Origin of the sequence: Streptomyces sp. NPDC088254 (assembly GCF_044740925.1) — a bacterium.
GTDB lineage: Bacteria > Actinomycetota > Actinomycetes > Streptomycetales > Streptomycetaceae > Streptomyces.
This window is the reverse complement of sequence record NZ_JBIURQ010000001.1, coordinates 127,998-152,973: the sequence shown is the minus strand read 5'-3', so window position 1 is coordinate 152,973 and position 24,976 is coordinate 127,998. Positions and strand designations below refer to the sequence as shown.

General features: G+C 73.3%; 13 protein-coding genes. 9 read left to right on the top strand and 4 right to left on the bottom strand.

The window, feature by feature from the left end; translation table 11 throughout:
* Positions 1–2,568: an ABC transporter permease gene (locus ACIOC0_RS00725; protein ID WP_402150589.1), complete on the top strand. Its 2,568-nt coding sequence runs from the start codon at positions 1–3 to the stop codon at positions 2,566–2,568.
* A 39-nt stretch (positions 2,569–2,607) separates the two neighbouring features.
* Here ACIOC0_RS00725 and ACIOC0_RS00720 read toward each other — a convergent pair whose 3' ends face one another.
* Both ACIOC0_RS00720 and ACIOC0_RS00715 read right to left on the bottom strand, forming a co-directional pair.
* Complete coding sequence (locus tag ACIOC0_RS00720) at positions 2,608–4,827, bottom strand: MMPL family transporter (protein WP_402150587.1); 2,220 nt, start codon at positions 4,825–4,827, stop codon at positions 2,608–2,610.
* Between the two features lie 183 nt (positions 4,828–5,010).
* Positions 5,011–6,456, bottom strand: coding sequence for an MFS transporter (locus ACIOC0_RS00715; RefSeq protein ID WP_402150585.1), 1,446 nt, complete (start codon positions 6,454–6,456; stop codon positions 5,011–5,013).
* Between the two features lie 251 nt (positions 6,457–6,707).
* Here ACIOC0_RS00715 and ACIOC0_RS00710 point away from each other — a divergent pair, with 251 nt between their 5' ends.
* A complete protein-coding gene (locus tag ACIOC0_RS00710) occupies positions 6,708–8,471 on the top strand; it encodes a fatty acyl-AMP ligase (protein ID WP_402150582.1) in 1,764 nt (587 codons plus the stop codon).
* Positions 8,468–15,088, top strand: coding sequence for an SDR family NAD(P)-dependent oxidoreductase (locus ACIOC0_RS00705; protein ID WP_402150579.1), 6,621 nt, complete (start codon positions 8,468–8,470; stop codon positions 15,086–15,088). The genes ACIOC0_RS00710 and ACIOC0_RS00705 overlap by 4 nt, the downstream gene beginning before the upstream one ends.
* 27 nt (positions 15,089–15,115) lie before the next feature.
* Here ACIOC0_RS00705 and ccrA read toward each other — a convergent pair whose 3' ends face one another.
* On the bottom strand, positions 15,116–16,438 hold the full coding sequence (gene ccrA / locus ACIOC0_RS00700; RefSeq protein WP_402150576.1) for a crotonyl-CoA carboxylase/reductase: 1,323 nt from the start codon (positions 16,436–16,438) through the stop codon (positions 15,116–15,118).
* Between the two features lie 207 nt (positions 16,439–16,645).
* Between ccrA and ACIOC0_RS00695 the strand changes: the two genes are divergently transcribed.
* The gene (locus tag ACIOC0_RS00695) at positions 16,646–17,644 is read left to right on the top strand and encodes an alpha/beta hydrolase (protein WP_402150573.1); all 999 of its coding nucleotides are present in this window, start codon (positions 16,646–16,648) and stop codon (positions 17,642–17,644) included.
* On the opposite strand, the gene ACIOC0_RS00690 is transcribed toward ACIOC0_RS00695, so the two are convergent.
* Complete coding sequence (locus tag ACIOC0_RS00690; RefSeq protein ID WP_402150571.1) at positions 17,614–19,437, bottom strand: class I SAM-dependent methyltransferase; 1,824 nt, start codon at positions 19,435–19,437, stop codon at positions 17,614–17,616. The two genes, ACIOC0_RS00695 and ACIOC0_RS00690, sit on opposite strands and share 31 nt — an antisense overlap.
* A 193-nt stretch (positions 19,438–19,630) precedes the next feature.
* Here ACIOC0_RS00690 and ACIOC0_RS00685 point away from each other — a divergent pair, with 193 nt between their 5' ends.
* The 5 genes from ACIOC0_RS00685 to ACIOC0_RS00665 all read left to right on the top strand — a co-directional run bounded on the left by ACIOC0_RS00685 (position 19,631) and on the right by ACIOC0_RS00665 (position 24,968).
* Entirely contained in the window at positions 19,631–20,881 is a 1,251-nt protein-coding gene (locus ACIOC0_RS00685) for a glycosyltransferase (protein WP_402150568.1), read from the top strand.
* A gap of 94 nt (positions 20,882–20,975) precedes the next feature.
* Positions 20,976–21,395 carry a GNAT family N-acetyltransferase gene (locus tag ACIOC0_RS00680; RefSeq protein WP_402150565.1) on the top strand — a complete coding sequence of 140 codons (420 nt, stop codon included), beginning with the start codon at positions 20,976–20,978 and terminating at the stop codon, positions 21,393–21,395.
* A 313-nt stretch (positions 21,396–21,708) separates the two neighbouring features.
* The gene (locus tag ACIOC0_RS00675; RefSeq protein WP_402150563.1) at positions 21,709–23,052 is read left to right on the top strand and encodes a hemolysin family protein; all 1,344 of its coding nucleotides are present in this window, start codon (positions 21,709–21,711) and stop codon (positions 23,050–23,052) included.
* The gene (locus ACIOC0_RS00670; RefSeq protein ID WP_402150560.1) at positions 23,049–24,062 is read left to right on the top strand and encodes a hemolysin family protein; all 1,014 of its coding nucleotides are present in this window, start codon (positions 23,049–23,051) and stop codon (positions 24,060–24,062) included. Before ACIOC0_RS00675 ends, ACIOC0_RS00670 begins: the two co-directional genes overlap by 4 nt.
* Before the next feature lie 117 nt (positions 24,063–24,179).
* Complete coding sequence (locus tag ACIOC0_RS00665) at positions 24,180–24,968, top strand: SGNH/GDSL hydrolase family protein (protein ID WP_402150557.1); 789 nt, start codon at positions 24,180–24,182, stop codon at positions 24,966–24,968.
* Positions 24,969–24,976: the final 8 nt, after the last annotated feature.

Here is a 24,976-nt window from a genome sequence, read left to right as displayed (position 1 = left end):
GTGCTCAGAGCGACCCTGCGGAGCTTCCTCGCCCACAAGGGCAGACTGCTCCTGTCCGCGCTCGCGGTGATCCTCTCGGTGGCGTTCGTCGCGGGCAGTCTGATCTTCTCCGACACGGTCACCCGCACCTTCGACCGCCTGTTCGCCTCCACCGCGGCCGATGTGTCCGTCGAGCCGAAGGACGACATCACCTCCTCCGTGCCGACCGGCGCGGTGCGGACCCTGCCCGCCTCGCTCGCCGGCACGGTGGCGAAGGTCCCCGGGGTGGCGTCCGCCCACGCCGACGTGGGCGTGCAGAACATCACCGTCGTGAACAGCCGGAACCAGTCCGTGGGGCCCACCACCGGCGCCCCCACCATCGCCTCCGGCTGGAACGTCACCGACCGCAGCCCCGTGGAGCTGACCTCCGGTCACGCCCCGCAGGGCGCCGGCGAGGCCCTGCTCGACGCCGACACGGCCGACAAGAAGCACGTGCGGATCGGCGACACGCTGACCGTGATGGCGCAGCCCGGCTCGTTCCGGGTCACGGTCGTCGGCATCGCCACGTTCAAGACCACCAACCCGGGCGCGGCACTGGTCTTCCTCGACCAGAAGGTCGCCGCGACCGAGCTGCTGGGCTCGCCCGGCCTGGCCACCGCCGTCTCCGTGACAGCGGCGGAAGGGGTCACCGACGAGCAGCTGAAGACACGGGTGGCCGCCGCGGTCGGCGCGGGCCCCTACGACGTGAAGACCGCGGACGAGCAGGCGAAGTCGGCGGCGGAGAATCTCGGCGGGTTCCTCGACGTCATCAAGTACGTGATGCTGGGATTCGCCGGCATCGCCGTGCTCGTGGGCGTGTTCCTGATCGTCAACACGTTCTCGATGCTGATCGCGCAGCGCACCCGTGAACTGGGGCTGCTGCGCGCCCTGGGCGCCGACCGGCGTCAGGTGCGGCGCTCGGTGCTCACCGAGGCGGTGCTGCTCGGCCTGGTCGGCTCGACGCTGGGCCTGGCGGCGGGCATCGGCCTGGCGGCCGGCCTGATCCGGCTCATGGGCACGCTCGGCATGAACCTGAAGACGACGGAGATGGTCGTCGGGTGGGTGACCCCGATGACGGCGTACGTCGTCGGCGTCGGCGTCACCTTCGTCGCGGCCTACCTCCCCGCGCGTCGCGCGGCGGGCGTGTCGCCGATGGCGGCGCTGTCGGACGCGGACGTCGCGGGCGTCGGCCGGCCGCTGAGGACGCGGGCGGTGGTCGGGGCGGTCGTCGGCGCGCTCGGCGCGGCCGCGCTCGCCGGCTGCGCGACCGCGTCCCGGACGGCGACCTCGGCGTCCCTGCTGGGCCTCGGCGTCGTCCTCACGCTGATCGCGACCGTCATCGCCGGACCGCTGCTGGTGCGGCCGGTGATCCGGGTGCTCGGCGCGGCCTTCCCCGCCCTGTTCGGCTCGGTCGGCCGGATGAGCCAGCGCAACGCCCTGCGCAACCCGCGCCGCACGGGCGCCACCGCTGCCGCGCTCATGGTGGGCCTCGCCCTGGTGGGCGGCATGTCGGTGGCGAGCGCCTCGATGTCGAAGTCCTTCGACGAGCAGATCGACAAGACCCTGGGCGCCGACTTCGTCGTCCAGAACGCCAACTTCACGCCGTTCCCGCGGGAGGTCACCGACCAGGTCCGCGCGACCGACGGGGTCGGTCTCGTCGTACGGCAGCGGTTCGCGCCGCTCGCCGTGCGGCTGCCCGACGGCAAGCGGGTGGAGACCACGGCCGCCGGGTACGACGACCGTGTCGACGACGTCGCCCATGTGACGTACGCGGCGGGTGGCGCGGCGGCGGCGCTGGCCGACGGGGCGATGGGCATGGACGTGGACTTCGCGGAGGACCACGGGGTGCGCCTCGGCAGCGTGCTGCCGGTGTGGTTCCCCGGCGGGCGGACGGCCTCGCTGCGGGTCGGCGCACTGACCGACCAGGACGCCGCCGAGGGCTACGGCATGCAGGGCGGCCTGTTCGTCGGCATCGCGACCGTGGAGAAGTACGTGCCGGGCGGTCAGGACTCCGCGCTGTACGTCAACGCGGCCGACGGCGCGGACGCCGACGCGCTGCGGCCCCGGCTGGAGCGGACGCTCAACGCGTACCCGCAGGTGCAGGTGCGCGACCAGGCCGACTACAAGGACCTGGTGCACGACCAGATCGCCGTGTTGCTGTACCTGGTGTACGCGCTGCTCGGGCTGGCGATCGTCATCGCGGTGCTCGGGGTGGTCAACACGCTGGCGCTGTCGGTGGTGGAGCGGACCCGGGAGGTCGGGCTGCTGCGGGCGATCGGGCTGTCCCGGCGTCAGCTGCGCCGGATGATCCGGCTGGAGTCGGTGGTGATCGCCGTGTTCGGCGCGGTGCTGGGGCTGGGGCTGGGGCTGGTGTGGGGTCTGTGCACGCAGCGGGTGCTGGCCCTCCAGGGGATGAAGGCGCTGGCGGTCCCGTGGGGCACGATCGTCGCGGTCGTCGTCGGTTCGGCGGTCGTGGGCGTGGTGGCGGCGCTGCTGCCGGCGCTGCGGGCGTCCCGGATGAACGTGCTGGCGGCCATCGCGCACGAGTGACCGGCGCGCACCGGGGCGGTCTGCGTGCCGCCGCCCCGGTCACCTTCTCGCGGGCTCGCCGGGCCGGTGTTCCCCGGCGCCGGGCCCGGCCGCCCCGGGGGCGGGGGCGTTCCCGCCCTCGACGTCGATGCGGGGCAGGATCCGGTCGAGCCGGCGGGGCAGCCACCAGGCCCGGTCGCCGAGGAGGGCCAGGGCCGCGGGCACCAGGGTCATCCGGACGAGGAAGGCGTCGACCAGGACGCCGAAGGCCAGCGCGAACGCGATCGGCATGATGTCGATGGCGTGCGAGAAGAGGAAGCTGACGAACACCGAGATCATGATGACGGCCGCCGAGGTCACCACCCGGGCCGAGGTGCGCGCCCCCGCGGTGATCGCCGCGCGGGCGTCGCGGTGGCGGACGTAGTCCTCGCGCACGGCGGACACCAGGAAGACCTCGTAGTCCATGGAGAGGCCGAAGAGGACGGCCATGACGATGATGGGCACGAAGCCGGCCACCGGACCCTGACTGGGCACGCCGAGCGGGCCGGCCAGCCAGCCCCACTGGAAGACGGCGACGGTCGCGCCGAAGGCGGCGCCGATGGACAGCAGGAAGCCCAGGGTCGCCTTGAGGGGGATCGCGACCGACCGGAACGCCACCAGCAGGAGCAGCAGGGAGAGGCCGATCACGACGACGGCGAAGGGCGCCAGCGCACCGCCGAGCCGGGCGGAGACGTCGACGCTGACGGCGGTCTGTCCGGTCACCGCCACGTAGGCGTGGTGCGCGTCGCCGACGGACCGGGTCGTTTCCCGCAGCCGGGAGACCAGACCGGCGGTCTCCTGGGTGCGGGGTCCCGTGCCGGGGACGATCTGGACCCGGGCCGCTTTCCCGTCCCCGGCCACCTCGACGCCGCTGACGTGCGCGATGTTCTCGACGCCCGCCAGCTCCTCCACGACGTCGGCGGCCGTGGCCCGGACGGTCTCCGGGTCGGCGTCCTCGACGACGACGACCAGCGGGCCGTTCGCGCCCGGCCCGAAGGCGTCGCCGATCATGTCGTAGGCCTGACGGCCGGAGGTGCTGACGGCCTGGGAGCCCTCGTCGTTGAGGGCTAGTTCGAGCCGTACGGCGGGAATCGCGATGGCGACGAGGACGGCCGTGCCCAGGATCAGGGTGCGCAGGGGGTGGCGCAGCACTCCCTCGGTCCAGCGCACCCCGAGGGCGGGCTCGCCGTCCGTGCGGCCGGCCTGGAGGGCCAGGCGGGCGGCGCGTGATCCGGGCCGGGGGACGAGTCGATGGCCTGCCATGCCCATCAGCGCGGGCAGCAGGGCGAGCGCCACGACGACGGCGACCGCGACGGCCCCGGCGGACGCGAGGCCCATCGAGGTGAGCATCGGGACGCCCGCGACGCACAGTCCCGCCAGCGCGATGACGACGGTGACCCCGGCGAAGACGACGGCGCTGCCCGCGGTCGCGGTGGCCCGGGCGACGGACTCCCGGACGGGCACACCGGCGGCGAGCTGGGCGCGGTGACGGGAGACGATGAGCAGGGCGTAGTCGATGCCGACGGCCAGGCCCAGCATGACGGCCAGGGTCGGGGCGTTGTCGGCGATGTCGAACACCGACGCCAGTCCGGTCAGGGCGACCATCGTGCCGAGGACGCCGAGGACGGCGGTGATCAGCGGCAGACCGGCGGCGAGCAGCGAACCGAACGTGATCACCAGAGCGGCCAGTGCCACCGCGAGGCCGACCGTCTCGGTGGGGCCGAAGGGTGAGCTGTGCGGGGCGTAGGCCTCGCCGCCGTACGCGGTGACGAAGCCCGCCCTGCGGACCTCGGCCCCGGCGTCCTCGACGGCCCGCAGCGTCGCGCCGGGCACCTGGCCGTCCCGCTCGGCGAAGAGGATCTGGGCGACCGCGGTGCGCGCGTCGCCGGAGACCTGGCCGCTGGTGGCCGGGTCGCCGACCCGGATCACCCCTTCCACGCGTGCGGCCGCGTCGAGGGCGGAGGCCAGGGACTTGCGCAGGCCGGGCTCGGTCACCCGGTGGCCCGGCGGCGCCTGGAAGACGATGTGCCCGGACGTGCCGGCGGGCGCCGGCCAGTGCCGCTCCATCCGGGTCAGCGCCTGCTGGGTCGGGGAGCCGGGGATGGAGTCGCCGGCCTGGAACGCGCCGGCGAAGGAGACGCCCAGGGCGGCCACGGCGCACAGAACGAGGAGCCAGCCGGTCAGCATCGTTCGCCACCGCCGGGCACCGAAGGCGCCCAGCCGGTAGAGGAGCGTGGCCATACCTGTTCCTTCCGTCAGGAGAGGGGCGGGACATGGCTGTGCCGCGAGAAGGCGAGGGTGGCCGTGGGCCGGCCCGGCTCCCGCCGGTGCGCAGGCTCCTTCCCAGTCTGTGCGTGCGAGGTGCACCGGCAAGTCACGGCAGGCCACCGGGGTGAACGGGTGACGCCGTCGGCGTGCCGGCCGTCACCGTCCCCGTTCCGAGGGGTACGGGGACGTCTCCCTGCCACCCTCCGGGGTGTCCTCGCCCTGTCGCAGCGCCCACAGCGCGACGGGGGCGCCGGCCCCGACCAGCGCAGCCGCCATGCAGAGCCCGATCTTGTAGCCGGAGAGGAAGGCGTCCGTCTCACCGGCTCCCGCGGCGACGGCGCTCTGTTCCACGAACGACACGACGGCGCCCACGAGGGCGATCCCGACGACTCCGGACGCCTCCCGGATGGCGCTGAACAATCCGGCGGCGATACCGGAAAGGTGGCCGGGCGAGGATTCCAGGGCGCGGGTGGTGAGCGGAACGGCGAGCGCGGAGCCGAAGCCGACGACGGAAAGCCCGGGCAGGATATGGACGACGGTTCCTCCCAGGCTCCCCAGCGCGATCAGCAGCAATCCCGAGCCGACCAGGAGAAGGCCCGCGGCGGACACCCTGCCGGGCCCCCAGCGGTTCGCGATCCGACCGATGAAAGGGGCGGTGACGAGTACGGAAAGAGCCAGCGGGACAAAGGTGAGACCAGCCGATGTCGGGGTGAGTCCGAGGCCGTTCTGGAGGAATTGCGACGTGAAGAAATAGACCCCGCTGACACTCAGTCCGCCCAGCAGTTGGGTGATGACTCCGCCGAGGTAGGGACGTTGCCGGAAGAGAAGCCGCAGCGCCGCGTTCCTGCGGAGCGTCAGTTCGTACGACAGACCGAAGGCCGAGGCGGCGAACACGGTTCCCGAGACGACGACGGGAATGCCGGTGAACCCGTACGCGGCTCCTTCGATCAGCCAGTGGGCGAGGGCCGCCAGCGCGCAGCAGGCCAGTGCGACGACGCGCAGGGACAGCGTGACCGTTCGCGCGGACGGGGAGCGGCCGAAGGGGGCGCGCCGGGGGACGGCGCAGCCGAAGAGGAGGCTGACGCAGCCGAGCGGCACGTTCATCGCGAACACCGATTCCCAGCCCAGGTGTTGGGTCATCACACCGGAGACGACGGGTCCGCAGGCCAGCGCCGTGGCCAGCGTGGCGGTCATGGCGCTGAAGGCGACGTTGCGCGAGCGGGCGGGGAGGTCCTGCGCCATGACGGCCAGCGACGCCGGCAGGATCAGCGCGGCGCCGGCGCCCTGGAGCCCCCGCAGGGCGATCAGCACCTCCCCCGAGGCGGCCACCGTGCCGCCTGCCGAGGACACGCTGAAGAGGGCGACGCCCAACAGGAGCGTCGCGCGCCGCCCGACGATGTCGGCCAGGTGTCCGCCCAGCAGGAGAAAGCTTGCGAGCGTGAGCGGATAAACAGCCGCGACCCATTTCAAGTCGGCGTCGGTCAAGACGAGTTCGGCTTGAATTGCGGGCAGTGCCACATTGACGATGGTGTTGTCCAGGGCCGTCATGAACGACGGCAGGAGAACGGCCACGAGAAGGGCGATGACACGCGGTCGGCTCACGATACCTGCCTCGTGCGACGGTGGAAGGAAGCGGAAAGGGGAGCCGCGTTCTCAAATCCCCTCCTGCATACGCCGCACCCCGGACATATCGAGGGCGACTCGCGGGTATTCCGCCGAGCTTTTCGGCCCGCGGTTCGCCTCGGCGTGTCACTGGATGCCCGGCATCCCTCCGTGTTTGGCTGTTCCTTCACCACTGCCAGGAGTCAGCCCCCTTCCTCAGACAAAGGTTCGGTGACTTAGTGCTGGAAACCGTGAGAGACACGATCAGTCACTATCTCGCTCAAGCCGCGGCCCGCACACCCGACGAAACGGCGTTCACCTTCGTGGACTTCGCCGGCGACCGCGGGGGCGTCCCCTCCAGCCTGACGTGGGGCGAGCTGGAGCGGCGGGTGGACGCGCTCGCGAGCGCGCTGCGCCGCGCCGGCGCGGTCGGCGAACGGGTCGCCGTCGTGGCGCCGCAGAACCTGGACTACGTCGTCGGCTTCCTCGCAGCCGCGTGCTCCGGCGCGATCGCCGTGCCGCTCTTCACGCCGGACCTGCCCGGCCACGCGGCGAAGCTGGGCGCCGTCCTCACCGACGCCGACCCGGTGCTCGCGCTCACCAGCCCGGACTCGCTCCCGAGCGTGGAGAAGTTCTGCGCCAACCAGGACGGGCTGCGCGTACGTGTGGTCACCGAGCGGGACTTGGTCTCGGAGCCGGCGGCCGGGGGCCCGGCGGCGGGCGGGGAGACCGCCCCTGTCCGGCCCGGGGACTGCGCCTACCTGCAGTACACCTCGGGCTCCACGCGCGTGCCGTCCGGCGTGGAGATCACCCACGCCAACGTCTGCGCCAACGCCCGCCAGGCACTTGAGGCTTACGGCATCCGCCCGGGCCACAACTGCACCGTCGGCTGGCTGCCGCTCTACCACGACATGGGGCTCGTGCTGGCGGTGGTGCTCCCCCTCGTCGGCCATGTCCCGTCCGTGCTGATGGACCCGCTGGCCTTCGTCCAACAGCCCGTCCGCTGGCTGCGGTTGCTCACCGCGCACCAGGGCGCGATCACCGCCGCCCCCAACTTCGCCTACGACTACTGCGCGCGCCGCGTCACCGACGAGGAGCGCGGCGAGCTGTCGCTGGGGTCCGTCGCCGCCATGGTCAACGGCAGCGAACCGATCTCCGAGCAGACGCTCCACCGGTTCCAGCAGGCCTTCGCCCCGGCCGGCGCGGTCCCCACGGCGATGCGCCCGTCGTACGGGCTCGCCGAGGCGACCGTCTTCGTGTCCGCCTCACCGGCGGGCGAGGAGCCCACCGTCACCCCTTTCGACCGGGACGCGCTCGCGGCCGGCGTCGCACGCGTCGCCGAGGGCACAGGGGCCGTCACCCGCCTGGTCGGCTGCGGCCTGCCCACCGGCCAGGAGGCGGCCGTCGTCGACCCGGTCACGCACGTCCGTCTGGAGGACGGTCACGTCGGCGAGATCTGGCTGCGCGGCCCCAACATCGGGCGCGGCTACTGGGGCAGGCCGGAGCAGAGCGAGGCCACGTTCCGCGCCGCCCTCCACGGCGACGGCCCGGACGGCGGGACGCGGGGGTGGCTGCGCACGGGCGATCTGGGGCTGCGCCACCGCGGCCAGCTCTACGTCACCGGGCGCATCAAGGACCTCGTGATCATCGACGGCAGCAACCACTACCCGCAGGACATCGAGCAGACCGTCGAGAGCGCCCACCCGGCCGTGCGCCGCCATCACACTGCGGCGTTCTCCGTCCTCACCGACGACGGGGAACGCCTGGTCGTCGTCGCCGAGCACGCCCGCGACCTGGCGGACGCCGACGGCGTCCGGGAGGAGGCGGCACGGGCCGTGCGCGCGGCGGTCTCCACCGGCCACGGCGTCGCCGTCCACGACTTCGTCCTGGCCCCGCCCGGCACCGTGCCCCACACCACGAGCGGCAAGGTCGCCCGCGGGGCCTGCCGCGAGCACTACCTCCAGGGCGCCTGGAGCGACGACACCCGAGCACAGAGGGAGACCGGCACCGCATGAAGCGACCAGGCGGAGACCAGGAGCCCGTGGAGGACGTCCGGACCACCCCCGTCACGCCAGACGCCCGCTCCGGGCCGGGTTCCGAGGCGCTGCGGACGGTACTGGTGCGGCTGGTGTCGGACCTCTGCGGCATCTCCCCGGAACAACTGGACGACGCCCGCCCTCTGGCGGAGTACGGCTTGACCTCCCGCGACGCCGTCGGGCTGACCGGTGAGCTGGAGAAGGTGCTCGACCGGCCGCTGTCCGCCACCCTGTTGTGGGAGAACCCCACCCTCGCCCAGCTGGTCGGCGCGCTGACGGACGACGAGGACGCCGGCGCGGAGGAGGCCCGCGCCTCCGCCGACGCGGGTACGGGGGCAGCCGCCTCCGACGCCGACGACGAGGACGCCGTCGCCGTCGTCGGCATCGGATGCCGGCTGCCCGCGAACGTGCGGGGTCCCGACGCCTTCTGGGAGCGGCTCATGGCGGGAGCGGACCTGGTCGGCCAGGTCCCCGAGGAGCGGTGGCGCGACTTCGCCGGCACCGCCTCCGACGTCACCGCGCTGATGGAGGCCACCACACGCTGGGGCGCCTTCCTCGACGACGTCGCGGGGTTCGACGCGAAGTTCTTCGGCATCGCCCCCCACGAGGCCGAGGTCATGGACCCCCAGCAACGGCTGCTGCTCGAGGTGGCCTGCGAGGCGCTGGACCACGCGGGAACGCCCGCCCACTCCCTCAGGGCCACCTCCACCGGCGTCTTCGTCGGCCTCAGCGCCCTGGAGTACGGGCAGCTGACGACCTCGGACCCGGCGCGTCTGACGCCGTGGACGAGCACCGGGGCCGCCGGCAGCATCGTCGCCAACCGGGTCTCGTACTCGCTCGACCTGCGCGGCCCGAGCATCACCGTCGACTCGGCCTGCTCGTCGTCCCTCGTGGCCGTGCACCTGGCCTGCCGCAGCCTGCGCGGCCGGGAGTGCGACACCGCGCTGGCCGCGGGCGTCAACGTGCTGCTGTCCCCGGCGGTCACGGCGTCCTTCCAGCAGGCCGGCGCGCTGGCCGCGGACGGCCGGTGCAAGCCGTTCGACGCCTCGGCGGACGGGATCACCCGCGGTGAGGGCTGCGGTGTGGTCGTGCTCAAGCGGCTCGCCGACGCCCGGCGCGACGGCGACCTGGTGGTGGCCGTGATCAGGGGCACCGCGGTGAACCAGGACGGCCGCTCGGCGGGGCTCATGGCGCCCAACCCGGCCGCCCAGGAAGCCTTGTTGCGCGACGCGCTGCGGGACGCGCGGCTCGACGGCGCGGACCTCGACTACGTCGAGGCGCACGGGACGGGCACGCTTCTGGGGGACCCCATCGAGGCGACGGCTCTCGGAGCGGTCGTCGGAGCCGGGCGGCCGGCCGACCGGCCGCTGCTCCTCGGGTCGGTCAAGAGCAACCTGGGCCACCTGGAGGGCGCGGCGGGCATCATGGGGCTGATCAAGACCGCCCTGGCCCTGCGGCACGGCCGTATCCCGGCCGGCCTGCACTTCCGCACGCCCAACCCGCACATCGACTTCGCCGAGCTGGGCCTTCGGGTGGTCACCGAGCCGACCGAGTGGCCCACCGCCGGACAGCGGCCCGCACGGGCCGGCGTGTCCGCCTTCGGCTTCGGCGGCACCAACGCCCACGTCGTCCTGGAGCAGGCGCCGCCGCCCGCCCCGGGGACCGCGCGGACGCCCGCCGACGACGAGGACGCCGGGCGCCCGCACGTCCTGGTGGTGTCCGCCCGGTCCGCCGACCGGCTCCCCGACGTCGCCGCGAGTCTGGCGCGGTGGGTGGCGGCCGACGGCGCACCCGCCCTCACCGACCTCGCCCATACGCTCGCCACCCACCGCCGGGGCCCGTCCTGTGCCGCGGTCGTCGCGCGGGACCGCCGCGAGGCGGCCGACAGGCTCGCCGCGCTCGCCCGGGGCGAAACGGTTCCCGGAGTGGTCGCCGCGTGCGCCGACGCCGCGGCGGCGCAGCCGTCCACACCGCGCCGGCCGGTGTTCGTCTTCTCCGGATACGGCTCGCAGTGGGAGGGCATGGGCCGACGGCTGCTGACCGAGGACTCCCTGTTCGCCGCCGAGGTGGCCGCCCTCGACCCGGTCTTCCTCGCGGAGACCGGCTCCACGCTGACCGACCTGCTCACGACCTCGCACGACGGGACGGTCGACCGGGTCCAGCCGATGCTCTACGGCATGCAGCTGGCCCTGGCGCGGACCATGCGGGCGCACGGTGTGGTACCCGCCGCCGTCATCGGCCACTCGATGGGCGAGGTCGCCGCCGCCGTGGTCGCCGGAGCACTGGGCGCCGAGGACGGACTGCGCGTCATCGTCCGCCGGTCCGCCCTCCTCGCCACCATCGACGCCGGCGCGATGGCCGCGATCGAGCTGCCCGCGGCGACCCGGGCCGACGTCCTCAGCCGGTTTCCCGGCGTCGAGGTCGCCGTCCACTCCTCTCCGCAGCGCTGCACCGTGGCCGGACCGGCCGACGCCGTGCGCGACCTGGTGGACGAGCTGACCGAGCAGGGCCACCTCGCCCGGCTGCTGGAGGTCGGCGGAGCCGGGCACTCCGCCGAGGTCGACCCCGTCCTGCCGCCCCTGCGCGAGGACCTGGCCGGACTGCGCCCGCGCGTGCCCGCCACGCCGTGGTACAGCACCGCTCTCGACGATCCCCGGACGGACATCACGGCCGACGCGGAGTACTGGTGCGCCAACGTCCGCCGTCCCGTCCGGCTGCAGCAGGCGGTGGCCGCGGCCGCCGAGGACGGCCACGGCCTCTTCCTGGAGATCTCGCCCCACCCGATCGCCGTCGTCCCGCTCGCCGAGACCCTCGACGCGATCCCGGCGGGGGGCCAGGCCCTGGTCGTCGCCACCATGCACAAGAACACCGACGACACCGTCGAGCTGCGTGCGGCGCTGACCCGGCTGCACTTCGCCGGCGTCAGGCTGGACACGGGCCTGTGGCCGGCCGGAGCGCGCACCTCGCTGCCCACACCGCCCTGGCGGCACGAGCGGTTCTGGTTCGCCCGTGCCGTCCGCTCCGAACAGGTCGTGGGGCATCCGCTGCTGGGGGTGCGCACCGACGACCCGAGGAGCGGCGCCGCGCTGTGGCAGGCGGACGTCGGCACCCGCCGGCACGGCCTGCGGGGCACGGTCCACGACAGAGCGATCCTGACCCTGGCGGACGCGGCGGAACTGATGATCGAGGCCGGACTGGACCTGTGGGCCCGGGAGGGCATCACCCGGCTCGGCGTCGAGGACCTGCGGATCCACCAGTGGCTCGCCCTCTCCGACAGCACTCCGGTGACCCTGGTCTGGGAGCCTGCGACCGGTACGGAGGGGACCGTCTCCCTGCACGCCCGCGGCGCCGGCCCCACCTGGAGCTGTCACGCCTCGGCCCGCGTCACCCGTGACGGCGCCGCCGAGGGGCGGCAGCGCCCGGCCGCGGAACGGGAACCGGTCCTCGTCGAGCACTTCGCCCTGATGGACGTACAGCATCCGCACCGGCCGTCCTACGCCCAGCTGCTGACCGCCATGCTCGAAGCGGCGCGTTCCGCGGACACGGAAGCCGGCGTCCCGGTCGGCGTGGCGTCCCTGCACGTCAAGGGGCCCGGCGTCTTCGACACCGCGTACGACATCCGCTGCACCCCCGCGGACGGCGACGACGCGGCGGAGCCCGCCGTCAGCCACTGGGACCTCACCGCCCGGGGTGACACCAGCGAGATCGTCGCCCGGCAGGTCAGGCTGCGTCCCGTCGAGCGGCACGAGGTGCCACGGCCGCTGGAGACGAGCGCCTACGACGTCCAGTGGGAGAAGTCCACCGCTCCCCTGCCGCTGGGCCGACCGCGGCGTGTCCTGCTCGTCAGCGACGAACCGGACGCCGCGAGCGGCGTCACCGGCTCGCTCGCATCGGCCCTGGAGGCCAAGGGCGCCGCCCTCACCGTGGCCGACGCCCGGGACGACGCCGTCGACGGCGCGCTCGACGCCTGGCTGGAGGCGGCGGAGGACGGCCCGAGTGCCGTCGTGCTGTTCTTCCCGCAGTGCGACCGCGACGACGACATCCGGCCGCTGCGCACGGCGGCCCGGCTGGCCCGCCGCCTGGCCGCCGACACCCGCCGGCAGCCGCCGCGCCTGTGGATGGCCACGGTGCTGGCGCAGTCGACAGGGCCCGGCGAAGCGGGCACGCCGCACCTGGCCTGCCTGCGCGGCCTCGTCCGCGTGCTGGCGCTCGAACAGCCGCAGCTGAGGGCGTCCTCGGTGGACGTCGACCGGCAGACCGGCGCGGTCGACGATCTGGTGGAGGAGCTCCTCGCCGACGGGGAGGCCGACGAGATCGCCTGGCGGACCGGGACCCGGCTCACCGCCCGGCTCGCCCGTGCCGACCTCACCCCCCGGCGCGGCGACGAGGTGGTCTTCGCCCGTCCCGACGGCGCCTACGTCGTCACCGGCGGCCTGACCGGGCTGGGGCTCGCGACCGCGGCCCGGCTCGCCGAACAGGGAGCGGGCCGCGTGGTCCTCAACGGACGCCGGGACCCCGGCCCCGAGGCCCTGGAGGCGCTGGCCGGGTGGGAGGCCCGGGGCACGTCCGTCGCCGTGGTCCAGGGGGACATCGCGGAACCCGGCGTGGCCGAGGCCCTGGTGAGCGCGGCCCTCGCCGAGGGCCACACGCTGCGCGGTGTCGCGCACTGCGCCGGCGTCCTGCACGACCGGGTGATCACCGACCTCGAACCGGGCGACGTCGACACGGTGCTGCGGCCCAAGGCCGTCGGGGCCCGCAACCTGGAGGCGGCGATCGCCGACCACGACCTGGACTGGTGGGTGAACTACAGCTCCGCCGCCGCGCTGCTCGGCTCACCGGGACAGTCGGCCTACGCGGCCGCCAACGCCTGGCTCGACGCCGTCGCCCACCGCCGCCGGGCCGTCGGCCTGCCGGCGACCTCCATCGCCTGGGGCCCCTGGGAGAACGTCGCGTCGACGGCCGGGAACCCGGCGCTGGCCCTGGAGCCCATCCGGCTCGGTGAGGGCATGGACGCCCTCCAGTCGCTCGTCGTCCTCGACCGCACGCACGTCGGAGTCGTCCACCTCGACGCGGACCGCGTGCTGGCGGCGTTCCCCGGCCTGTCGGCCATCCCCTTCTTCACCGACGTCCTGGAGGACGACTCGGTCGTCGTCGACGACTGGATCGGCCCGGACGGCATCGCGGCGCTCGGCGGCTCCGCCCCGGACGCGGTGTACGCCCGCCTGGTCCGGCGGACGGCCGGCATCATGGGCTTCAGCGTCCACGAGCTGAGCGAGACGGCCCCGTTGACCGAGCTGGGGCTGGACTCCCTGATGGCGGTGCGCATCCGCAACGCCGTCCGCCAGGACTTCGGCGTCGACCTGCCCGCCCCGCAGCTGCTGCGCGGCGCCTGCCTCCGGGAGCTCGGCTCCGCCGTGCTGGAGCGGCTCGGACTGGACCCCGCGGCGCCCCTGGCCGCCTCCGCGCCGGACAGCGTGCGACAGGCGCAGTCGCCCCCGCCCTCGCTGCCGACCTCCCTCGGCGCGAGGGACGCCGCGGAGCGGCTGGTGGCGAGCGCGTGGGCGGAGGTCCTCGGGCGCGGGCCGAAGGACATCCGCGAGGACTTCACCGCCGCCGGCGGGGACCTGGCCGCCGCCTCGGCCATGGCGGGCGTCATCAGCCGGCGGCTCGGCGACGATCCGCAGCTGGCGCTGACGGCCGACGCCGTCCTCGCCCACCGCACGGTCATGGCCGTCGCCGAACTGATCCGGCCCGTGGTCAACCGGACCGGCGCCTCCGCGGTCACCACCCTGCGCCCGGCGCCCGCGGGATCGCCGCGCCCCCCGCTGTTCACGTTCCACCCGGCGGGCGGGCCGACCTCGGTGTACCTGCCTCTGACGCAGCTGCTGCCGGCCGGGCTGCCCGTGTACGGGCTGGAACGCGTGGACGAGTTGAGCACGATGGAGGACAAGGCGGCCCACTACCGCACGCTCATCCGGGGCATCCAGCCGAACGGCCCGTACCACCTGCTCGGCTGGTCCTTCGGCGGCTGCCTCGCCTACGAGGTGGCCCGTCAGCTGAAGGAGGAGGGGCAGGGCGTCGGGTTCCTCGGGCTGATCGACACCATCCTGCCCGCCGCCCTGCAGCAGCGGGAGTCGCCGGAGTTCCTGCTCGAACGGTTCGGCCGTTTCGCCGAGTACATCGAGCAGACGTACGGCCACCGTCTGGAGCTTCCCTACGAGGAGCTGGCGGGCACCCCGGACGAGCAGCAGATCGAGGTGATCATGCAGCTCGTCGCGGAGGCCGGTCTGGAGATGAGCCCGGGAATCATGGAGCACCAGCGGACCTCGTACGTCGACGCCCGCGTCGGCGAACGGTACGTCCCCCGTCCTCACGACGGTCATGTGGTGCTCTACCGGGCGCAGCAGCCGCAGCGGCTGACCACCGCTCTGGACCCGCGCTATCTGCGGGAGGACGCCGACCTCGGGTGGGCGCCCCTGTGCCCGTCCCTGGAGATCGTCCCCGTCGGCGGCGACCATCTGTCCGTCATCGACCCGCCCCACGTCGAGACCATCGCGGAGCACCTCATCCGTGCTCTGGGGCTGTCCGCCCGGTGATGCGCGCGCCGCGCCCGTTCCGTGGTCCTACCTGCGGAACAGGCGCAGCCGCTCCTCACCGATCCGGGCCCGGGCCTCGGGGTCGGTGACCCCGAGGCCGGGGCGGGGCGCCAGACACAGCACGCCGACCTTGCCGATGTGCTCGTTGGCCTGGACGGTCCGGGTGGCGGCCCCGACCTCCGCCAGGGGGTAGGTGACCGACAGGGCGGGGACCACGCCGCCCAGGGCGATGAGCCGGTTGACCTCGCACTGCTCGTACAGGTTCGCTCCGTGGCTGCCGATGATCCGCTTGAGCCGCATCCACAGGTACCGGTTGTCGTAGGTGTGCTCGTAGCCGGTGCTGGATCCGCAGGTGACGACGGTCCCGCCGCGCCTGGCCAGGAACACCGACGCGGGGAACGTCTTCCTGCCGACGTGCTCGAAGACGATGTGCGGGTCCTCGCCGACCGCGTCGCGGATCGCCCTGCCCATCAGCTTCCACCCCTCGGCGCGCTGCAGGAGCGAGTCGTCGCCGCCGAGGATCTCCTCGCGGTTGATGACGGCGTCGCAGCCGAGGGATCTGAGCAGTCGCGCCTTCTCCTCGGAGTTCACGACGCCGACCGGGATGCCGCCGCCGTTGCGGACCAGTTGGACGGCGTAGCCGCCCAGTCCGCCGGTCGCGCCCCAGACCAGCACGATGTCGCCCTGCTTCATCCGCGCGCCGCGGTCGCTGACCAGCATGCGGTACGCCGTGCTTGCGCACAGGGGGTTGACGGCGGCCTCCTCCCAGGTGAGCGCCGGGGGTTTCGGCATCAGCTGGCTCGCCCGCACGACGGCGTAGTGAGCGAGGCCGCCGAAGTTCGTCTCGAACCCCCAGGCCTTCTGCCCGAGCCCGAGCATGCCGTCCTGGTGGGTGTCGGGGTCCTGCTCGTCGACGTAGGCCGGCGAGATCGAGACATGATCGCCGACCTTCCACTTGCGCACGGAGGAGCCGGTGCGGACGACGACGCCCGCGGCGTCGGAGCCGACGATGTGGTAGGGCAGGTCGTGCCGCGCTTCCCATCCGCCGCCTTTGCCCATGGCTTTGAGGAACTGGAAGGTGGGCAGCGGCTCGAACATCGCCGTCCAGACCGTGTTGTAGTTGATCGCGCTCGCCATCACGGCGATCAGCGCCTCGTCGGGAGCGAGCTCGGGCATCGGCACGTCCGTGACGTGCAGGGACTTGCGCACGTCCTTGTCCTCGACGCCCTCGAACATGTTGACGTCGGCGGCGCGCACACAGGCCGCCGGGAAGTGGTCCGGGAGCGGGAGGGACTTGAGGGCCTCAGCGTCCGCTCCCGCGATGACCGCTTCTGACAGGGGCGATGTCATGTCGGCTCCATTCATGCTCACTTCTCGCGACTGTTCCCACGAGAACCGCTGACCTGGGGCGCCGCAACCGCTGCTCTGCCGTACGGGCGACTGCCCTCGGCCGGGCGGAGTGTCTGCGGTTGACGGGCGGTGAGTTTCGTCATGCTCCGAGCCGTGTGGCTCTCTCTTGCGAAGTGTGCGAAAACGAATCTGGTGTGCCTGGGGCTCGTGGCAGCTCTCGTCTCGGCCGAGACGGACGCCGTCGCGCGGGACCGGGAAGGCACGCCCGGGTCTCCCCGTGCGGAGGCCCGTGTCACTGCCGTGAAGACGCTCGACGAGCGAACGCGCGACATCACGGTCAGTTCACCGGCCATGGGCAAGTCCATTCCGGTCCGCGTCATTCTTCCCGCGAACTGGGACCGGAGGCCGAAAGCCACCTTCCCGGTTCTCTACATGCTCCACGGCGGTGACGACAACTACACGGCCTGGACGCGCGAGACGGACCTGGAAGAGCTGGCGCGGAAGTCCGACGTGCTCATCGTCATGCCCGACGCGGGAAAGGACGGCTACTACAGCGACTGGTTCGCCGGTCCTCCCCGGTGGGAGACCTTCCACACCGGCGAACTCGTGCGGCTCATGGAGAAGGAGTACCGGGCCAGTTCCTCGCGCGCCGTGGTGGGGCTGTCCATGGGCGGGTTCGGAGCGCTCAACTACGCGGCACACCACCGCGGGCTGTTCCGGTACGCGGCGGCGATGAGTTCGTACGTGGACCTCGACGACCCCGCCGTGCGTCTGGCCATCGGGCTCGGCTCCCAGCGGGTCGGCGTCGACATGAAGAAGGTCTGGGGCGACCCGGTGCGCAACGCCGACGTCTGGCGGTACCACAATCCCGCCGCCATGCCGCGCTCCTTCCGTGGGACGCGCGTCCATCTGTCCGTGGGCAACAGCGCTCCCGGCCCCATGGACCTGGGCCGCGCCCCTGACGTGGTGCTGGCGAGCGTGGTGGGCGAGGCGGCGCTCCCGGCGCAGATCAAGAAGTTCGCCGCGTCGCTGCGCGAGGAACGGGTGCGGGTCACGACGCACATGTACGCGCCGGGGACGCATTCCTGGGCGTACTGGCGCAAGGAACTGCACCACATCTGGCCCGCGCTGATGGGCTCTCTCGGCAGCCGGGCCGGCCGTGCCGGTGAGGCGGGTCACTCCTCCTTGCGGGCGAGGATCCGGTAGGCCTGCCCGCCTCGCAGCGCCCCCAGGAAAGGGGCGACGGCGACGTCGGCCGCGGCCGCTGCGGCGAACAGCGGGACGGAGGTCGTCCAGATGGCCGCGTGGGCGAGGGCGCGGCCCCGGGACGGGGGTGTGCGTGACCACGGGTGGCGGGGACTGGGCGTCCAGGAGCGGAATCGCTCCACGACGGCGCCGCAGAAGTCCCCGCCCGGCCGTCCGGTGACACGTTGCTCGGCCACCGTGACGAAACCCCGCTCCAGCAGCGCCTGTTCGAGATTGGTGAAGGGCATCAGGTGCACGTGCTGCGGCTGCATCCAGGGGATCCAGTGGCGGCCCAGCAGCCGGCCGAGGGAGCTCTGCGGGTCGGGGACCTCGATCACCAGGTGCCCGCCCGGCTTGAGGACCCTGCGAGCCGCCTCCAGCTCTGCCCGGGGGTCGAGGGTGTGCTCCAGGTAGTGGAACATGCTCACCACGTCGTAGGCGCCTGCCAGGCCTTCGGCGAGTTCGGGGAAGCTTCCTCGGTGGCTTCGGTGCACCCAGCCGTATCGCGCGGCCCGCTCCACGGCCTCGCTTCGGTCCAGTCCGTGAAAGACGGTCCGCGGCCACACGTCCTGGGCGACGAGGCAGAAGTGTCCGTGCCCCGCGCCCACGTCCAGCCAGGTCCGGGGCGCGGTGTGGGTGGGCAGCAGCCGGGCGCGGGCGCGGTAGGCGGGGCCCTGGAAGGCGAACACCTTCTCCATCTGCCGCTCGCCGACGCCGTCGTAGCAGTCGCGGTAGTAGAAGTCGAGGCCGTCCGGGTTCAGCCGCGGGTTCTGGAAGGTGTGGCCGCAGCCCCCGCACTCCTCCAGGGTGAACCGGCCCGGCTTTCCCTGGTACATGTCCCGTGCCGTCACCCGGTGTCTCAGGTCGGACGATCCGCACCACGGGCAGGAGCGGCGGCGCGGCTCGAAGAACCGCTCCAGGCCGCGGGCGATCTCCGCCTGGTACCGCGGCCGGAGCGCGGCATGGGGGTCGGCAGGACCGCGCTGGGCGTGCACGGCCCGCGCCGTGCGCAGCCAGTCGCCCGGACCCCGTACGGGCCTGAGCAGCGCGGCGCGGTACCGGTCGGCGCGCGTTTTCCCGAAGCCGCGCACCAGGGTCGGCTGCAGTGCGTATCCGGCCAGTGCGGCGGTCCCCCATGCGGGGGCTTTCGCGAGGCAGGCGAGGGTGAGGGCGCCGGCGGCCAGGCGCGCGGCCAGGACGGCCGGCAGCGGCACGAAGGTGTTGTCCGGCCGTGCGGCCACCCGTTCACGGGCGGTGCGGCGGACGCCGCGCAGTCCGGGCGCGAGCGCGAACCCGGTCGTGTTCGGCGCACACTTCTTCAGGGACCCGAGCAGGTCGGTGAGTTCCGCGGCGGACAGCCCGGAGAGGTCCGTGCCGGCGGGGAGAGGTCTGCCGAGCCGCTCCAGCACGGACGCCTCCACGACGACGGCGTGCAGGGCGCTGCGTCCGAAGGCCAGCCTGTCGCGCCGGAAGGAGCGCGTGTCCACCAGACGGGCGAAGTCGAGCAGCTCCTCCGTGGGCAGGTCGCCCGGCACCAGATCGAGCACCTTGAGCCCTTCGCGGGAGGCGAAGGCACAGGCGGCGCGGCGCGTCTCGTCGTCCAGCCGCACGCCGGAGGCCAAGGCGAACCGGAAGTCCGGGGAGGGCTGCTCCGCCGAAGGCTCCAGCGGGCGCAAGCCGGTCAGCCGGCGGTCGAGCCGTACCGCGTTGAGGGCGAACCCCGCGCCGAGCGCTGCCGCAGTGACGTGGGCCATGGTCCGTGGCATCAGCTTTCCCTCCCGCAAGGGGTGGCATTTTCCACATGCTTGCACCATTTGTTCTGTAATGGATCTCTCACCCTGTCCCAGGGGCTGCCGATCGGGTGACGGGTCCGGCGGGCCCGTCCGGCTCGTCACATCGGCACCACCGGACGCCCGTCACTTCGGCACAACCGGAAAGAGGAACGGCATGCCGCGCACAGTGGTGATCTTCGCCGGGGGGTCGCGGGGCGATGTCCAGCCCTGCCTGGCACTGGGGCGGGCGCTGACCCGGCAGGGCGACACCGTCAGGATCCTCGCCAGTGCGCGCTACCTGCCGCTGATCGCCGAGGCGGGGCTGGAGTTCCACGCCCTGCCTGCCGATCCCGCGGAACTGGTCGAGTCCCCCGAGGGTCAGGAGCTGCTCACCGGGCGAGGCAACCCGGTGGCGTTCATCCGCGGCATGGACCGGCTGCTGCGCCCCCTCATGACGCCGATGCTGGAGCAGACGGCGGTGGGCGCGAAGGGGGCCGATCTGGTGCTGGCGCCCACGTTCGCCTTCCTCGGCGTCCACCTGAGCCAGTACCTCCAAGTCCCGCACGCCGTCGTCCACTTCCAGCCGAGCCAGCCGACGAAGGCCTTCCCTCACCCGTTCGCGCCCGCGGCCCGGGCACTGGGAGGCTGGGGCAACAGGCTCAGTTTCGACGCGGTCGACGCCGGTTCCTGGCTCGTGTGCCGGAAGTACGTCAACACGTGGCGCCGGGAGAGTCTCGGCCTGCCGGAGCTGTCCATGGCGGCCGCTTTCCGGCAGGCTCGACGCGCGCCCGTGCTCTGCGCGTTCAGTCCCGCGGTGGTGCCGCAGCCGTCCGACTGGCGGCCGAACGTCCATGTGACGGGCTACTGGCACCACGATCAGCCGCAGTGGCGGCCCCCGCGGCGGCTCCTGGACTTCCTGGCCGCCGGGCCCCCGCCCGTCTACGTCGGGTTCGGCAGCATGAGGACCGCAGACCCGGAGGCGACCGACGCCGTCGTGCGGGCGGCGCTGCGTCGCGAGGGGCTGCGCGGGGTGCTCGCCGGCGATCCCGCCACCGGCGAGGACGACATGCTCGTGGTCGGCGACACCCCTCACGACTGGTTGTTTCCGCGCACGGCCGCGGTCGTCCACCACGGCGGGGCGGGCACGACGGCCTCGGCGCTGCGGGCCGGCCGGCCCTCCCTGACCTGCCCCTTCTTCGGCGACCAGGCGTACTGGGCGGCGCGGGTGCGTGATCTCGGCGCGGGGCCCGCCCCCTTGCCGGCCCGGGATCTGACCGTGGCCGCCCTCGCCGGCCGTCTGCGCGCCCTCACCCGGCACGCTCCCTACGCCGAGGCGGCGGACCGGCTCGGCCGGGCGTTGGCGGCCGAGGACGGCACCGCCCGCGCCTGCCGTGTGCTGGACCGTCACGTGGGCCTTCGGGACTGATCCGGCAGGCGGTCGCTCGCGGGCGGTGTGACGCCTCACCGGTGCGTGCCGAAACGGTTCGCCAGACGGGCGGGCGCTCTGCTTGGCTCGCCCCATGAGCGATCTCCACATCCGCCACGCCACCCTCGCCGACATCGACACCGTGCTGCGCTTCTGGCGCGAGGCCGCCGAGGGGACGAGCATCAGCGACGACCACGACGGCGTGGCGCGGCTCATCGCGAGGGACCCCGAGGCGCTGCTTCTCGCGGAGCGCGACGGTCTCCTCACCGGCACGGTCATAGCCGGGTTCGACGGGTGGCGGTGCTCCGCCTACCGCCTGGCCGTCCACCCGGGCCACCGCCGGCAGGGCATCGCCACCGCCCTGCTGGAAGCGGCCGAGCGGCGTTTCGCCGCCCTGGGCGGGCGACGGGTCGACGCGATGGTCCTGGAGGCCAACGAACGGGCGCACCACACCTGGGACGCGGCCGGCTACCAGCGGGAGGACCACTGGCGGCGCTGGGTCAAGCCGCTGTAGGGACCGCCGGGCGCGGCCTTGCCGGCGGGGCGTGGACGCGGTGGTCGCGATCCGTGCGGACGGGGCGTGGACGCGTTGGCCGCGGTCCGTGCCGACGGCGCCTCATGCGGGGCGCGCGGCGGGGTACGCGGCGAAGGAGACCGCACTCACCGCCGCTTTGCCGATCCTTTACCATTGGGGGACCGTGTGGACCTTCAAGGTCCCTCTTCGACCTCGACGAAAGGTGTGAGCGTCCGCCCATGGGCGAGCCTCCCAGTATCCGACATCGCGCACTCCTCCCTGCCCTGGCCGACGATGGGACGGAGGTGACCCGATGATGGAAGTCGTCCTGCTGCTGGTGGCGATCCTTCTGTCGCTCGCGTGCGGCGCGTTCGTCGCCGCCGAGTTCTCGCTCACCACGGTCGAGCGCGGCGAACTGGAACGCGCTGTCGAGCGCGGCGAGCGCGGCGCGGCGGGCGCCCTCGAAGCCGTCCGCAACCTCACCTTCCAGCTCTCCGGCGCCCAACTCGGCATCACCGTCACCAACCTGGTCGTCGGCATGCTCGCCGAGCCGTCGATCGCCGAACTGATCTCCGGGCCGCTGGAGTCCGTCGGCCTGTCGAGCAGCGCGGCGAGTTCGGTCGCGCTGGTGCTGGGCACCGCCCTGTCGATCGTGTTCCTGATGGTCGTCGGCGAACTCGTGCCCAAGAACTGGGCGATCTCCTCGCCGCTGGCGGTGGCCAAGGGGGTGGGCAACGCCCAGCGCTGGTTCAGTGCCGCGTTCCGCCCCTTCATCACCCATCTCAACAACACCGCCAATCGCGTCGTACGCCGCTTCGGCCTGGAGCCCGCCGAGGAGTTGGCCTCCGCCCGCAGCCCCCAGGAGCTGGCCGCGCTGGCCCGGCACTCCGCCAGGCAGGGCGCACTGGAGGCCGACACCGCCGAGCTGTTCGTGCGCACACTGAACCTGGCCGACCTGACCGCGGAGAACGTGATGACCCCGCGCGTCCAGGTCGTCGCCCTGGAGACCCAGGCGACCTGCGAGGACGTCGCGAACGCGACCCGCGCCACCGGCCTGTCCCGCTACCCGGTCTACCGGGGCAACCTGGACACGGTGGTCGGCACCGCCCACATCAAGGACGTCCTGGCGGTACCCGCGGAGCGCCGCACGCGCGTGCCGGTCGCCGAGATCATGCGCGAACCGCTGCTGGTGCCCGAGTCGCTCACCGTGGACCGGCTGCTGGACCGGCTGTCCGGCCGGCGGACGATGGCCGTGGTCATCGACGAGTACGGCGGCACCGCGGGCGTCGTGACGCTGGAGGACATCGTCGAGGAGGTCGTCGGCGAGGTCCGTGACGAGCACGACCCGCACGAGACGCCCGACCTGGCCCCGGCGGGCATGGACGACGAGGGCCGCGTGCTGTACTCCGCCGACGGCGCCGCCCGCATCGACCAGCTCTCCCGCGTCGGACTGAACCCCCCCGAGGGGCCGTACGAGACGCTCGCCGGGCTCGTCGCCAACGAACTGGGCCGTATCCCGGCCGTCGGCGACCGGGTGGAGATCGGCGGCTGGCGCATGGACGTGGTGGACGCGTCCGGACGCAGGGCCGCGCGGGTGCTGCTGCACGCGCCGGTCGAGGACGCCACGGAACAGTCGGAACAGGAGGTCGGCAAGTGACCGCCGTCCAGTTGCTGATCGGCCTGGCGACCCTTGTCGTCAACGCCTTCTTCGTGGGTGCCGAGTTCGCGCTGATCTCCGTGCGCCGCTCCCAGATCGAACCGTACGCCGAGGAGGGCGACCGGCGGGCCAAAATCGTGCTGTGGGGGCTGGAGCACGTGTCCGCGCTGATGGCCGCCGCGCAGCTCGGCATCACGCTGTGCACGCTGGTCCTCGGCGTGGTCGCCGAACCGGCGATCGCGCATCTGCTGGAGCCGGTGTTCCACGCGGTCGGCGTGCCCGAGGGCGCCGGTCACGCGGTGTCCTTCGTGATCGCGCTGACCCTGGCGACGTATCTGCACATGCTCCTCGGCGAGATGGTGCCGAAGAACATCGCGCTCGCCGAGCCGGTGCGCAGCGCGCTGCTGCTCGGCCCGCCCCTGGTGGCGCTCTCCCGGGCGCTGAAGCCGGTGATCTTCGCGATCAACGCGTTCGCCAACGCGCTGCTGAAGCTGCTGCGGATCGAGACCAAGGACGAGGTCACGGCCACGTTCTCGGACGCGGAGCTGGCCCAGATCGTCAAGGACGCGGGCGAGGCCGGCCTCCTGGACGACCGCGCCCAGGAACGGCTGCGCGACGCCCTCGAACTGGGCCGGCGGCCGGTGCGGGACGTCGCCCTGCCGCTGGAGCGCGTCGTTTACGCGCGCGTGGGCGTCACCCCGGAGGAGCTGGAGAGGCTGGCCGCCGCGTCCGGGTTCTCCCGCTTCCCGGTCGTGGACGAGCAGCGTCGGATCGTGGGCTACCTGCATGTGAAGGACGCGCTGGACGCCTCACCGCGGAACGTACCGTTCCGCGTTCGCGACCTGCGGCCCATCGCGCGCGTGCGGGAGACGACCCCCATGGACGACGTGCTGACCGCGATGCGCGGCAGCCGCACCCACCTGGCGGCGGTGCTGGGCGGCGACGGCCGTCTGGCGGGCCTGGTGACCATGGAGGACGTCCTGCGGGAGCTGTTCGGACAGCGGGTCTGAGGGACGACCCCGGGGGTGCCCTTCAGGGGCGCCCTCAGGGGGTCCCGCGCCCTGACGGGCCTTGGTCCCGGGGCGACCGACCGGCGGGTATGGCGGCGGGTTACCATCGCTGACGCCATGCAGACGAACACCACACCCCCGTACTCCAGCCTCGTCGCGGTCGGCGACTCCTTCACCGAGGGCATGTCGGACCTGCTGCCCGACGGGACCTACCGGGGCTGGGCCGATCTCCTCGCGGGACGGATGGCCGCCCACGCGCCCGGCTTCCGCTACGCCAACCTCGCGGTGCGGGGCAAGCTGATCGGTCAGATCGTCGAGGAGCAGGTGCCCGTGGCCGCCGCCATGGGCGCCGATGTGATCACCCTCGTCGGCGGCCTCAACGACACTCTGCGCCCCAAGTGCGACATGGGCCGGGTGCGCGCCCTGCTGACCGAGGCCGTGGAGACGCTGGCCCCGGCCTGCAAGCAGCTGGTGCTGATGCGCAGCCCCGGCCGGCAGGGCCCGGTGCTGGAGCGGTTCCGGCCGCGCATGGAGGAGCTGTTCGCCTGCGTCGACGACCTGGCCGCCCGGCACGGCGCGCTCGTCGTCGACCTGTACGCCGCCCCGTCCCTGAGCGACCCGCGGATGTGGGACGTGGACCGGCTCCACCTGTCCGCCGAGGGCCACCGCCGGGTCGCCGAGGCGGTCTGGCAGGGCCTCGGACACGACCCGGAGGACACCGAGTGGCGCACGCCGATGCCGGCGACCCTGCCGCCGGGCTGGCTGCTGCGACGGGCCGAGGACGCCCGGTTCGCCCGGCAGTACCTGCTGCCGTGGATAGGCCGCCGCCTCACCGGCCGCTCCTCCGGCGACGGCCTGCCGCCGAAACGCCCGGACCTGCTCCCGTACGAGCCACCCACTGCCTAGTGCCCCGG

Bases quoted from the DNA above. Each gene is read 5' to 3' on its own strand.
- ACIOC0_RS00690 (WP_402150571.1), bottom strand. From the start codon at position 19,437: ATGGCCCACGTCACTGCGGCAGCGCTCGGCGCGGGGTTCGCCCTCAAC.
- ACIOC0_RS00675 (WP_402150563.1), top strand. From the start codon at position 21,709: ATGATGGAAGTCGTCCTGCTGCTGGTGGCGATCCTTCTGTCGCTCGCG.
- ACIOC0_RS00705 (WP_402150579.1), top strand. From the start codon at position 8,468: ATGAAGCGACCAGGCGGAGACCAGGAGCCCGTGGAGGACGTCCGGACC.
- ACIOC0_RS00665 (WP_402150557.1), top strand. From the start codon at position 24,180: ATGCAGACGAACACCACACCCCCGTACTCCAGCCTCGTCGCGGTCGGC.
- ACIOC0_RS00680 (WP_402150565.1), top strand. From the start codon at position 20,976: ATGAGCGATCTCCACATCCGCCACGCCACCCTCGCCGACATCGACACC.
- ccrA (WP_402150576.1), bottom strand. From the start codon at position 16,438: ATGACATCGCCCCTGTCAGAAGCGGTCATCGCGGGAGCGGACGCTGAG.
- ACIOC0_RS00720 (WP_402150587.1), bottom strand. From the start codon at position 4,827: ATGGCCACGCTCCTCTACCGGCTGGGCGCCTTCGGTGCCCGGCGGTGG.
- ACIOC0_RS00685 (WP_402150568.1), top strand. From the start codon at position 19,631: ATGCCGCGCACAGTGGTGATCTTCGCCGGGGGGTCGCGGGGCGATGTC.